Origin of the sequence: Thermobifida sp., from assembly GCF_017577275.1 — a bacterium.
Classification (GTDB): Bacteria; Actinomycetota; Actinomycetes; order Streptosporangiales; family Streptosporangiaceae; genus Thermobifida; species Thermobifida fusca.
The window spans coordinates 66,872-79,417 of the sequence record NZ_PITY01000024.1 but is presented as its reverse complement, the minus strand read 5'-3'; the positions used below and the strand labels follow the sequence as shown (position 1 = coordinate 79,417).

Genomic DNA, 12,546 nt, shown 5'->3' with positions numbered 1-12,546 from the left:
CGACATGGCAACCGCCAAGCGCAAGCCGCTGATTGCGGGTAACTGGAAGCTGAACAACAACCACCTCGAGGCCATCGCGCTGGTGCAGAAGATGGCCTTCGCCCTCAACGACGCCGACTACGACGCCGCAGACATCGCGGTTCTGCCGCCGTTCACCGCGATCCGCAGCGTGCAGACCCTGGTGGAAGGGGACAAACTGCGGATCACCTACGGTGCCCAGGACATCTCCCAGCACGAGAAGGGCGCCTACACCGGTGAAGTGTCCGGCCCGATGCTGGCCAAACTCAACTGCACGTACGCGCTGGCCGGGCACTCGGAGCGGCGCGAATACCACCACGAGGACGACGCGGTCGTCAACGCGAAAGTCAAAGCGGCCTTCGCCAGCGGCATCACGCCCATCCTGTGCCTGGGTGAAGGGTTGGAGGTCCGCAAGGCGGGACGCCACGTCGAGCACACCCTCGCCCAGTTGGAAGGCGCGCTCAAGGGCGTGACCGAGGAGCAAGTCCGCACCCTGGTCGTGGCCTACGAGCCGGTGTGGGCGATCGGTACCGGCGAAGTCGCCACGCCCGAGGACGCCCAGGAGGTGTGCGCGGCGCTGCGCAAGCGGATTGGTGAACTGTACTCCCCTGAGGCCGCACAGCAGACCCGCATCCTCTACGGCGGGTCGGTGAAGAGCGGCAACGTCGCAGCGATCATGGCGCAAGCAGACGTTGACGGCGCGCTGGTCGGCGGTGCGAGCCTGGACGCTGACGAGTTCGTCAAGCTGATCCGCGCCGCGGTCCAGGGCTGAGCCTGTGCCGTCGGCGGGTCGTCCGCGCGCGGTGCGGCTCGCCGACGGCGCCGTCAGCGGAGTTGTTCACACTGAATGGCACTGGGGCCTACAGTGTCAGGGGTAAAATCAGGTAATGTTCCCGATACCCTGTCCGGGGTTCCGCTTTCCCTCACACACTGCGGGACCGGACGGAGGTTCTGGTCGTTCGGATTCCCCCTCGTTGGGGTCGAGTTGCGGGTGAGCGTGTGATTATCGTCGGTCTCTCTATTGCCTTGATGGTCGTCAGCGTACTGATGATCATGCTGGTGCTGCTCCACAAGGGTAAAGGCGGCGGCCTCTCCGACCTGTTCGGTGGCGGCGTCACCTCTTCCTTGGGGGGCTCATCGGTGGTGCAGCGCAACCTTGACCGGTTGACGATCGCCACCGGGCTTGTCTGGATCGTCGGTATCGTCGCGCTCGGCCTGCTCATTCTCCGACAGGGCTAGTCACAGCATCGCGATCCTACGCCCGCAGGGCCTGGCACGCGCTCGGTGCTGTGTGCGTTCTGCGGCGCGTGCGGCGGGCTTGCCGGGCACATCACGCTGAAGGAGTTTTTCGTGGGTAGTGGCAGTGCCATCCGTGGCAGCCGCGTTGGTGCCGGCCCGATGGGTGAGGCCGAGCGTGGTGAGGCGGCCCCGCGGATTCGTGTCGCGTTCTACTGCGCCAACAAGCACCAAGTGGTTCCGAGCTTCGCGCACGATGCTCAGATCCCTGATGAGTGGGACTGCCCCCGTTGTGGTTTCCCCGCCGGTAAGGACCCCGAGAACCCTCCGGCCCCTCCGAAGACCGAACCCTACAAGACGCATCTGGCCTACGTGAAAGAGCGGCGTAGCGAAGCCGACGGCGAGGCCATCCTGCAAGAGGCGATCGCTAAGCTCCGTGCGGAGCGCGCTGCGATGTCGTCTGCTTTGAAGTCGTTCACTGACTGAGACTGAGCGTGGGCGGACGGACCACGCGGTCAGTATCCGGGTCTGTCCTTGCGCTCGCCGATTCTTCTGGGACGTGCGACCAGGTCTCAGATGCCCCCGTCGGATGTCCGGCGGGGGCACTGGCGTGTCTGGGCCCGGATCGGGTCTTGCGCTGTCTGCGGCTGCCGTGGCGGGAATCCCGGCGCTGTGCGCTCCGCTGCCCGCGATAGGCCGGACAGCGGAGCGGTGCCGTCCCGCGTGCGATGCGCCGGGGCGGCTCTTTTTTCTTGCTGGGTGAGGACGGCTGCCCGCCGGGACTCCTGTGGAGGGGGAGTGCCGCGGTCTGCGGCGTGCGCTTCGTACCGTCTGCGAGCGACCCGCGTCTGCCGCGCAGCATCGGCTGGTATGCCCGGCGGGTGATGCGCCGGGCACTGCCTCATTCCCGGTCTCACCTCGCAAAGTCGCGCACAAGACAGACAACTGCGACAATGCTCATGATCGTGCAAACGCATGAGCAGTCGGGTAGATACGGGCGTTAGCGGACGTGTTGAATGGACCCTGGCAGTGGTCCACCACGACCGTGACGAAGACCTTCCCCACACCCGTGCGTGTCCGTCCCACGCACGGAACGACGGGCGCCCCCGATCCGTCCTGGAGGGCGCCCGTCACGTTCTTCGCCGGCTTTGCCGCGAAGAAGAGCGGGCAACCGGGCAGCACCCCCACAAGGGGTGGTTCCCGGGAGTGGAGTGTCCGCACGAAGGGCCACGACGCTGTCTTGGCACAGTCGACACGGGGGCACCCGCCGTAACGGACGGAACGGTTCGGGACACTGGCATCAAAGGCATGCGCTACTGCGCCCCGACAGTCAGGACCCAGCGACGATGAGGAGCGACCCGTGAGCGACACTTTCGACCGGTTGTGGGCTGGTCTCGCCCCACTGGGACGCGACCGCACTACCGGAGGCTACCGGCGCCTCTCGTGGACACCCGTCGACGCCGAGCTGCGGGCCTGGTTCACCAGTGAGGCTCAAGCCCGCGGGATGACAGTGGAGGCCGACGGCAACGGCAACCTGTGGGCCTGGTGGCCAGAGGCCGGTCCCGACGCTGTCGTCACCGGGTCGCACCTGGACTCGGTTCCCAACGGCGGCGGGTACGACGGTCCGCTCGGAGTCGTCAGCGCGCTGGCTGCCGTTGATGAACTCAAACAGCGCGGTCTGCGTCCGCAGCGTCCGCTGGCAGTCGTGGTGTTCGTGGAGGAAGAGGGCGCCCGGTTCGGCGTGCCGCGGCTCGGATCCCGGCTGCTCACCGGGGCCATCACCGCGGAACGGGTCCGTGGTCTCACCGACGCCGACGGGGTCACCTGGGCCCGGGCGATGACCGAGGCCGGTTTGGATCCGGAGCGGATGGGCGCCGACCCCGAGCGGTTGGCGCGCATCGGCGTCTTCGTGGAACTCCACATTGAGCAGGGCCGTTTCCTCGCCCACCACGGGGTTCCGGTCGGGGTGGGCGCCACGGTCTGGCCGCACGGCCGGTGGCGACTGGACTTCTCCGGGCAGGCCGACCATGCCGGAACCACGCGGATCGCCGATCGCAACGACCCCATGCTGCCGTTCGCGGAGACGGTGAGCGCAGTCCGCCGGGCCGCACTCGAACACGATGCGGTGGCTACGGTGGGACGAGTGTGGCTCACCCCCAACACCAGCAATTCCATTCCGTCCCGGGTACGCGCCTGGTTGGATGCGCGCGCCCCCCAGGAAGCCACGCTGCGTGCCATGGTGCACGACATCGATATGGCGGCCCGGGTGGCCGCGGCCGAGCACGGGGTCAGCCTCAGCAGTTTTCAGGAGTCGTTCTTCCCCCGGGTGGATTTTCCCCGGGAACTGTGCCACCGGTTGGCTGCCCTGGTCGGCGGGGAGACACCTGCTCCGCTGCTGTCCACCGGTGCGGGACACGATGCGGCGATCCTTGCGTCAGCGGTGCCCGCGAGCATGCTCTTCGTCCGCAACCCCACGGGTATTTCGCATGCTCCCGAGGAGCGCGTTGATCCCGCGGACTGCCATGCGGGAGTCGCCGCCCTCACCGAGGTGCTCGCCGATCTCACCGAGGCGAAACGCCACTGAGCGCACAGCACTGTATCGGAAAGCCCGCGGGGACAGCCGGGCTGCTGCCGTTGGCGAGCACGCGGCGGGATGAAGGGCGCTCCTGGACGGTGTTCCGGGGCAGCCGCCAGGCGCCGGAGGCAGTCCGGGCGGTTCGAGTAGTGCGGCACAGCCCGTTATGCGCCGAGAAACCCCTCGCCCACCCCTTCTCCTTCTTCACCGCTGGGCTGCGCGGGAGGCGCGGCGAGCCTGCTGTGGTGGATTCCGTAGAGGAAGTAGATGGCGACCCCGATCACGAGCCATACCGCGAACCGGATCCAGGTGAGCGCGGTCAGGTTGAGCATCAGCCAGAGGCAGGAGAGCGCGGCCAGCAGCGGCAGTACCGGAGACCAGGGCACGCGGAATGCCCGCGGCAGGTCGGGGCGGAGAGAACGCAGGACGACCACGCCCACAGACACTACGACGAACGCGAACAGCGTGCCGATATTGACCATCTCTTCAAGCGTGCTGATGGGAACGAGGCCGCCGAGCAGTGCCACGGCCGCGGTGGTCAGCAGGGTGGTCACATACGGGGTGCCGAACCGCGGGTGGATACGGGAGAGCGCTCGGGGCAGCAGCCCGTCGCGGGACATGGCGAACGCGACCCGGGCCTGACCCATCATCAGCACCAGGATGACGGTGGTGATGCCGATGACCCCGCCCAGCGAGATCAGGGTCGCCGCCCAGTCGGCGCCGACAGAGCGGAAGGCGTCGGAGAGGGGTGCGGTCACGTTGAGTTCCGTGTACGGGCGCATCCCTGTGACGACTGCGGCCACCGCCATGTACAGCAGGGTGACGATGAGCAGGGAGCCGAAGATGCCGACAGGGATGTCCCGCCGCGGGTTGCGGGTTTCTTCAGCGGTGGTGGCGACGATGTCGAAGCCGATGAAGGAGAAGAACACCACTGATGCGGCGGCGACCACTCCCCACGGGCCGAAGGAGGTGGGTTCCAAGCCGAAGAGGACGTGGGTGAGCGTGGCATCGCTCACCCCGGTGGTGTCCGCGGCCGCGGGCTGCGCGGGTGGGATGAACGGCGTCCAGTTGGCGGGGTCGACGTAGGCTGCGCCCACGGCGATGATGAAGAGCACGATGCCGACTTTGATCGCCACCACGACCGCGGTGACCCGGCCCGACAGTTTGGCTCCCAGCATGCCGACAAGGCCCAGGAGGACGGCGATGGCCACGGCGCCGAGGTTCACCGGGAGACCGGCGAGGGTGACCGTGGTCGGCAGGGCGAGGAGGTCTCCGGCATATTCCGACCAGCCCACGGAGACCACAGAGGCCGCCAGGGTGAACTCCAAGATGAGGTCCCAGCCGATGATCCAGGCGACGAATTCCCCTAGCGTGGCGTAGCCGAACGTGTACGCGCTCCCGGCGACCGGCACGGTGGAGGCGAATTCGGCGTAGCACATGGCAGCCAGTGCGCATACAGCTCCGGCAGCGAGGAAGGACAGGACGATGGCGGGGCCGGCGTTCTCGGCGGCCTGCCGTCCCGTGACGACGAAGATGCCGGTTCCGATGATGACTCCGATGCCGAAGACGATCAGGTCGAAGCCGTTGAGGTCCCGGCGGAGCCGATACCCGGGTTCGTCGGTGTCCCGGATGGACTGTTCGATGCTCTTCGTGCGCCAGATACTCACCTGATCTCCAGTCCCGCCCGCGTGCCGTGCAGCACACATCACCGTTCGAAGAGTAACGAGAAAAATACTCTCAGTAATAGGAGGGGAGGGTGGGAAGACACGAGCGGCCGGCGCCGCTCTGCGGCGCCGGCCGGGACATGGGGCCGAGGGGCGCGCTGGAGAAACAGAGCGCTGCGCAGCCGCCTAGTTCTCGGCGGGAGTGCTCTCTGCGGGGGTGTTCTCGGCCGTGGTCTTCTTCGTACGGCGCCGCTTCACCGGACGGGAGTAGTCGAGCAGCGGTTCGAACCGGGCGTCGTATTCCTGCTTGCACTCCACGCAGGCGTCGACTTCGCGGATGACACCGTCCCAGGCGAACTGGATCGCTTCAGTGGCCTCGACCTTCTCGCCGTTCACGGCATGCGGGTCGCAGTACTTGCGAGTGAAGACCTCGGTGACCACGATGCGGCTCCCCTTCGGTAGGCGGTACGGGTACTGGCACCGTGATCATACACGCGTTCGAATGGAGGGCTGGGCCTTCGCGCAGGCCCGCGGTATGCGGCCCCCAAGAGCCTAGCGGAGTGTGGCGCTAGATGTGTCGTTTTTAGCGGAATGTCGGGTGGGGTGCCGGGAAAGCCTTTTCCTGAGAGTGTTGGAAGTGTTACTCTCTGTGTATATTTCTTTGGGAGTGATCCCAAATACGGGTTTTTCCTGTCCCTGAACCGGCTGGAGCACTCGTGCGAGAGTATCCCCCCACGCGGCGCCGACCGGTGCGCTTCGGCGCGGCCCTTGCCGCATTCGTGCTCGGTGCCACCGGTGCTGCGGCTCTCCCCAGCCCAGCCCACGCCGCCGCCGGATGCAGCGTCGACTACAGCGTCAACCAGTGGAACGACGGTTTCACTGGAACCGTCACCGTCACCAACCTGGGCGACCCCGTCAACGGCTGGACCCTCAGTTGGCGCTTCCCTTCCGGGGAGCGGATCACCCACGAGTGGAACGCTGAGTTCCAGACCAACGGCGCCGAGGTCACCGCCGCCAACACTCCCTGGAACGCCAGCGTCCCCACGGGCGGCACCGTCAGTTTCGGCTTCAACGCCACCCACAACGGCACGGTCGGCATCCCCGAGTCCTTCACCTTCAACGGCACCGTATGCACTGGCCAGCCCACGCCGGGCGGGCCAGAAGAACCCGGCGGCCCCGAGGAGCCCGGCGGGCCTGAAGAACCAGGCGAACCCGAAGAACCCGCCCTCCCCGAACCCACCGGAGCCCGCCAAGCGGAACGGCTCGACCGCGGACTGATCAGCGTGCGCAGCGGCAACGGGAACCTGGTGAGCTGGCGGCTGCTCGGCTCGGACCCCCGCGACATCGCGTTCAACGTCTACCGCGGATCCACCCGCGTCAACTCCACCCCCCTCACCTCCGCCACCTCCTACCTTGACGCCGGCGCCCCAGCCGACGCCTCCTACACAGTGCGGCCGGTCGTCGACGGCGTGGAACTGGGCCCCTCCGCAGCCTCCCTCAACTTCACCAACGGCTACCTGGACGTGCCGTTGCAGCGTCCCGCGGGCGGCACCGTCCACGGCTCCTCCTACACCTATGAGGCCAACGACGCCAGCGTCGGCGACCTCGACGGCGACGGCCGCTACGAGATCGTCCTGAAGTGGGAGCCCACCAACGCCAAGGACAACTCCCAGTCCGGCTACACCGGGCCGGTCCTCATCGACGCCTACGAACTCGACGGCACCCTCCTGTGGCGGATCAACCTGGGCATCAACATCCGCGCCGGGGCCCACTACACCCAGTTCCAGGTCTATGACTACGACGGCGACGGGCGCGCCGAAGTCGCCATGAAAACCGCTGACGGGACCCGCGACGGCACCGGGGCGGTGATCGGCTCCGCCAACGCCGACTACCGCAACTCCTCCGGATACGTCCTGTCCGGACCGGAATACCTCACCGTCTTCGACGGGCGCACCGGCCGGGCCCTGGACACAGTGGACTACGTGCCGCCCCGCGGCAACGTGTCCTCGTGGGGCGACTCCTACGGCAACCGGGTGGACCGCTTCCTCGCCGGCACCGCCTACCTGGACGGGAAACGGCCCAGCATGATCTTCTCCCGCGGCTACTACACCCGAACCGTCATCACAGCGTGGGACTTCCGCGACGGACGACTCACCCGCCGGTGGACCTTCGACACCAACAGCTCCACCAACACCGGACGCGGCTACGAAGGCCAAGGGTTCCACTCCCTGTCCATCGCGGACGCCGACGGCGACGGCCGTGACGAGATCATGTTCGGCGCCATGGCCGTCGACGATGACGGGCGCGGCATGTGGACCACCGGATACGGCCACGGCGACGCCCTGCACGTCGGCGACTTCGTCCCCGCCCGGCCCGGACTCGAGGTGTACGGGGTTTCCGAAAGCTCCTCGCAGCCCAACGCTTGGCTCGCCGACGCGCGCACAGGAAGCACCCTGTGGCGCACCGCCTCCGGCGACGACAACGGGCGCGGCGTCGCCGGAGATATCTGGGCAGGCAGCCCCGGCGCCGAATTCTGGTCCTCACGGGTGGACGGCCTACTCAACACCTCCGGAACCGCCATCGGCCGCAAACCCAGCTCGATCAACTTCCTCGTCTGGTGGGACGGAGACCCCAGCCGGGAACTGCTGGACCAGACCCGGATCGACAAGTACGGTCCGAACGGCGACACGCGCCTGCTCACGGGCAGCGGTGTGGCCTCCAACAACGGCACCAAAGCCACCCCGTCCCTGTCCGGCGACATCCTCGGCGACTGGCGCGAAGAGGTGATCTGGCGGACCAGCGACAACTCGGCGCTGCGGATCTACGCCAGCCCGCACCCCACGGAACTGCGGATCCCCACCCTGATGCATGACACCCAGTACCGGGTAGCGATCGCCTGGCAGAACACCGCATACAACCAGCCGCCGCACCCGTCCTTCCCCATCGGAGACGGCATGGCGCCGCCGTGGCCGGACATCTACTACCCCTGATCCCGAGAGATTCCTGACCTCTGCACGACCGGTGGGGCGCTGCCGTGGTGGCGCCCCACCGCGCTGCGTTCCCGCAGCACCGCCCAGGCGGTGGTTCCGCCCCGCGGCGCAGCGGGGGGCACGGACCGTGGCACCGCACAGGCACAACCTCTCGTGACGTGCAGTGATCCCCGCTAGCGGCACCGGAAAGGCGAGGAGAGGCCGCCCCCGCGCCCCTGCCTCCGCAGGGGCGGAGCGGACACCACAAGCTCCACAGCGGGAAAAGGACGAGGACCGCGGCGCCAGTGCCCGCGATAAATCAGAAAATAGCGACAGATCTCTTTCCAGACCTGTGTCCGGCATGTTACTCTCTGTTTCGTTCGGTGGAGGAAACCCCCGATTCAGTTACGGTGTGTGTTTCTCTTTGCCAGCGGTGTTGCGGAACCGTCGCACCTACAGCCCTCACAGACCTGCGGCGCGGCGACCTCTCCCCGGTACGGACCACCCTTGCTGATGTGAGGAATCCCCGCAGACGTGGGCGCCCGGAACAACCGATGGCGTCTTCGACTACCGCCGGGATGGGAGGAGACAAGGGGCGGACAGCGTCCTGCTGCCCGCCCCTTTCCGCTCAAACGGCACCCTGCGCCCTACACCACGCCGGGGACGTAGAAGCCGGGTGGCAGGGCACTGGCTGCGGCGCGGTCGAGAAGGAACAGCGTGCGGGAACGCCCCCGCGCGCCCGCCGCAGGCACCTGGATCGGCCCGGCTTTATCCAACGCCAGCCGGATCGCGTTGGCCTTGGCCTCCCCGGAAGCGATCAGCCACACTTCCCGGGCTGCGCGGATCGCCGGCAGCGTCAACGAGATCCGCACCGGCGGCGGTTTAGGAGAACCGTGGACCGACACTACGGTCCGCTCCGTCTCATACATGGCAGGCCGCCCGGGAAACAGCGAGGCCACATGGGCGTCCTCACCCACACCCAGCAGGCAGACATCGAACGCGGGCACCGCGTCGCCGTACTCGGCCGCCTCCCGCAGCTCGTCAGCGTAGCGGCGTGCCGCCGCTTCCGGGGAGTCGTCGACCCTGTCGGAGGCGCCCATCGGATGCACCCGCTCCGCCGGAACAGGAACATGGTCCAGCAAGGCACGGCGTGCCTGGGTCTCGTTGCGGTCCGGGTCGCCGGACGGAAGGAACCGCTCGTCCCCCCACCAGATGTCCACGCGGGACCAGTCGATGGCGTCGCGGGCCGGGGCCAGCGCCAACTGTTCGAGCACCGCGATACCGATCCCGCCGCCGGTCAGCACCAAGGAGGCGGTGCCGCGCATTGCTTGGGCATCCACCAGGCGGGTCACCAGCCGCGCCGCTGTCGCCTTGGCCAGCAGCTCGGCATCGGACTGCACCACCACGGTAGGGGGATTGACGATTCGGCTCACGCCGATACCTCCGCTCTTGCTAACCGTTCCGCCAGGAACTTCGCCGTGGCCGCATACATCTCGTCGGCGTCCAAGTGACGCAGCTCTTCGGCGAGATACTCGGAAAGGTGACGCCGTGACAGGGCCACGGTCTGCAGAGGACGGTTCGGCCGCTGCAGGGTCGCCACCCGCCCGTCTTTGCGGCTGATGGTGATCGGCCCGTCCTCGGTGACCAGCACCGTCTCGGTGATCCCGGGGCCGCTGGACACCCGGCGCTCCACCGGAACCTCCAAACGCTGCGACAACCACGCGGCCAGCAGGTCGGCGCTGGGCAGGTGGTCTTCTGCGACGACCTCTGCCCGGGTGACCCACCCGCACGACTGGTCCATCGTGGACGCGAGCAAGGCCCGCCACGGCGTGGTCCGCGTCCACGCCAGGTCAGTGTCCCCTGGATGGTAATGGCTGATCCGCGTCACCAGGTCCGCGAGAGGATCGGCGGCACGATGGGAGTCGGTGATGCGTCGGGCAGCCAGCTGTCCCACCGGGTCGGCTGCTGGATGGACCGGACCGCCCTCCGGCCACCACGCCACCACGGGGGTATCCGGAACCAGCAGCGGGGTGACCACCGAGTCGGCATGGTCGGCGAGCGGACCGTACAGCCGCAGCAGCACGGTCTCCCCCGGACCGAAAGTGCCGGGACGGCGGATCTCTGCGTCGAGCGCCGGTTCCAGGCCAGGGTCGCGCAGGATCAACGCGATCACGCGGCTGGGATGCTCCCGGCCGGCTTCGGTGGCCGCCTGCACCGCGTCGTAGTGGCCGGCTTCATCGGTGACGATGACCAGGGTGAGGACAAGGTTCATCGCACCGCCGCCGACACTGCGCCGTTCAGTAGCCAACGCTTCGGTGATCTGCGCGGTGGTTGTTCGCGGAAGATACAGGGTCACAACGGTCCTCCCCAGAACTGATCGCCCTATGCGCGGCACAGGCGCGGGGCCGGGCCGTAGCGCAGGCCCCGAAAACGGCTGGTGCACGGGTGCGGGAAAGCGCAGGCCTCCGGCTCCCGGCGGGCCGAGGCGGGCAGAGGGGGCCGGAGCCGGTCATGGTCTGCGCCACGTACGGTTGTCGCGGGCCAGCAGCTCGTGGCCGCTGGGCGGGCCCCAGCTACCCGCCGGGTAGGGTTCGGGGCGGCCGTTCTTGGCCCAGAACTCCTCGACCGGGTCGAGGATCCGCCACGACAGCTCTACTTCTTCCTGGTGGGGGAAGAGCGGAGGATCGCCGATGAGCACGTCGAGGATCAGCCGCTCGTAGGCTTCCGGACTGGTTTCGGTGAAGGACGCGCCGTAGCTGAAGTCCATGCTGACATCGCGCACCTCCATGGCGGTCCCGGGGACTTTGGAGCCGAACCGCAACGTCACCCCCTCATCCGGCTGGATCCGGATCACCAAGGAGTTGGCGCCCTGGTTGGCGGTGGCAACATGGTCGAACACCTGGTTGGCGGTGCGGTGGAACACCAGTGCGACCTCGGTGACCCGCCGCCCCAGGCGTTTCCCCGTGCGCAGGTAGAACGGGACGCCCGCCCAGCGCCGCGTGTTCACCCCCAGCCGCATGGCCGCGTACGTCTCCGTGGTGGAGTTCGGGGGGATGCCTTCTTCCTCCAAGTAGCCGGGAACCCAGGCGCCGCCCTGCCAGCCCGCGGTGTACTGGCCGCGCGCGGTCCCGGTCGCAAGATCGTCGGGGAGTTGGACCGCGGACAACGCTTTGACCTTCTCCGCGCGGATCGCGTCCGCGGTGAAGGACAGCGGTTCCTCCATCGCGACCAGGGCGAGGAGCTGCAGCAGGTGGTTCTGGATGACGTCGCGCGCCGCCCCGATACCGTCGTAGTACCCGGCGCGTCCCCCCACCCCGATGTCCTCGGCCATGGTGATCTGGACGTGGTCGATATACGAGCGGTTCCAGATCGGCTCGAACAGGGTGTTGGAGAAACGCAGCGCCAGCAGGTTCTGGACGGTTTCCTTCCCCAAGTAGTGGTCGATACGGAACACGGAGTGCGGTGGGAACACGTCGTCGACGAGGGCGTTGAGCTCCTGGGCGCTGGCCAGGTCGTGGCCGAACGGCTTCTCGATCACCACCCGCCGCCACGAGTCCCCCGAGCTCTCCGCCAGGCCGCTCCGCTTCAACTGGGTGAGCACCGTGGGGAACAGTTTCGGGGGTAGCGAAAGGTAGAACGCGTAATTGCCGCCGGTGCCCCGGCTCTCGTCCAGTTCCCGCACGGTGCGCACCAGCGCATCAAACGCGGCGTCGTCATGCGCCTCGCCGGGGACGAACCGCACCCCCTCGCTCAACTGGCGCCACACGTCTTCCCGGAACGGGGTGCGCGCATGCGTACGGACCGCGTCATAGGCGACCTGGGTGAAGTCCTGGTCGGCCCAGTCCCGGCGGGCGAATCCCACGAGTCCGAAACCGGGCGGTAGCAGCCCTCGGTTCGCCAGGTCGTAAATAGCGGGAAGCAGCTTCTTGCGGGACAGGTCGCCCGTGACCCCGAAGAGGACGAGCACACACGGGCCGGCAATCCGCGGTAACCGCCGGTCCAGCACACTGCGCAGCGGGTTGGGGACCGCTCCCGGCATCACCGGTTCTTTCACGTCGGCGTCCTCCCTGGGTGAATCGCGGTC

Annotated in this window: 10 protein-coding genes; 5 read left to right on the top strand and 5 right to left on the bottom strand. The window is 67.8% G+C overall.

Going from position 1 to position 12,546, the window contains the following annotated elements:
- Positions 1–4 precede the first annotated feature (4 nt).
- The 4 genes from tpiA to CW348_RS12505 all read left to right on the top strand — a co-directional run bounded on the left by tpiA (position 5) and on the right by CW348_RS12505 (position 3,838).
- Positions 5–790, top strand: a complete 786-nt coding sequence (gene tpiA, locus CW348_RS12520; RefSeq protein ID WP_011292438.1) for a triose-phosphate isomerase — start codon at positions 5–7, stop codon at positions 788–790.
- Between the two features lie 230 nt (positions 791–1,020).
- On the top strand, positions 1,021–1,257 hold the full coding sequence (secG, locus tag CW348_RS12515; protein ID WP_038043916.1) for a preprotein translocase subunit SecG: 237 nt from the start codon (positions 1,021–1,023) through the stop codon (positions 1,255–1,257).
- Between the two features lie 111 nt (positions 1,258–1,368).
- Complete coding sequence (locus CW348_RS12510) at positions 1,369–1,740, top strand: RNA polymerase-binding protein RbpA (protein ID WP_011292436.1); 372 nt, start codon at positions 1,369–1,371, stop codon at positions 1,738–1,740.
- A gap of 874 nt (positions 1,741–2,614) precedes the next feature.
- Entirely contained in the window at positions 2,615–3,838 is a 1,224-nt protein-coding gene (locus CW348_RS12505) for an allantoate amidohydrolase (protein ID WP_016188933.1), read from the top strand.
- A 155-nt stretch (positions 3,839–3,993) separates the two neighbouring features.
- On the opposite strand, the gene CW348_RS12500 is transcribed toward CW348_RS12505, so the two are convergent.
- Together CW348_RS12500 and CW348_RS12495 are read right to left on the bottom strand one after the other, a co-directional pair.
- Positions 3,994–5,496, bottom strand: coding sequence for an amino acid permease (locus CW348_RS12500; protein ID WP_011292434.1), 1,503 nt, complete (start codon positions 5,494–5,496; stop codon positions 3,994–3,996).
- A 183-nt stretch (positions 5,497–5,679) separates the two neighbouring features.
- Complete coding sequence (locus CW348_RS12495) at positions 5,680–5,934, bottom strand: hypothetical protein (RefSeq protein ID WP_011292433.1); 255 nt, start codon at positions 5,932–5,934, stop codon at positions 5,680–5,682.
- A gap of 275 nt (positions 5,935–6,209) precedes the next feature.
- Here CW348_RS12495 and CW348_RS12490 point away from each other — a divergent pair, with 275 nt between their 5' ends.
- Entirely contained in the window at positions 6,210–8,483 is a 2,274-nt protein-coding gene (locus CW348_RS12490; RefSeq protein ID WP_104612960.1) for a cellulose binding domain-containing protein, read from the top strand.
- A gap of 626 nt (positions 8,484–9,109) precedes the next feature.
- Here CW348_RS12490 and pgl read toward each other — a convergent pair.
- The 3 genes from pgl to zwf all read right to left on the bottom strand — a co-directional run bounded on the left by pgl (position 9,110) and on the right by zwf (position 12,501).
- The gene (gene pgl, locus CW348_RS12485; protein WP_011292430.1) at positions 9,110–9,895 is read right to left on the bottom strand and encodes a 6-phosphogluconolactonase; all 786 of its coding nucleotides are present in this window, start codon (positions 9,893–9,895) and stop codon (positions 9,110–9,112) included.
- A complete protein-coding gene (locus CW348_RS12480; protein ID WP_011292429.1) occupies positions 9,892–10,818 on the bottom strand; it encodes a glucose-6-phosphate dehydrogenase assembly protein OpcA in 927 nt (308 codons plus the stop codon). Before CW348_RS12480 ends, pgl begins: the two co-directional genes overlap by 4 nt.
- A gap of 153 nt (positions 10,819–10,971) precedes the next feature.
- Positions 10,972–12,501, bottom strand: coding sequence for a glucose-6-phosphate dehydrogenase (gene zwf / locus CW348_RS12475; RefSeq protein WP_038043913.1), 1,530 nt, complete (start codon positions 12,499–12,501; stop codon positions 10,972–10,974).
- Positions 12,502–12,546: the final 45 nt, after the last annotated feature.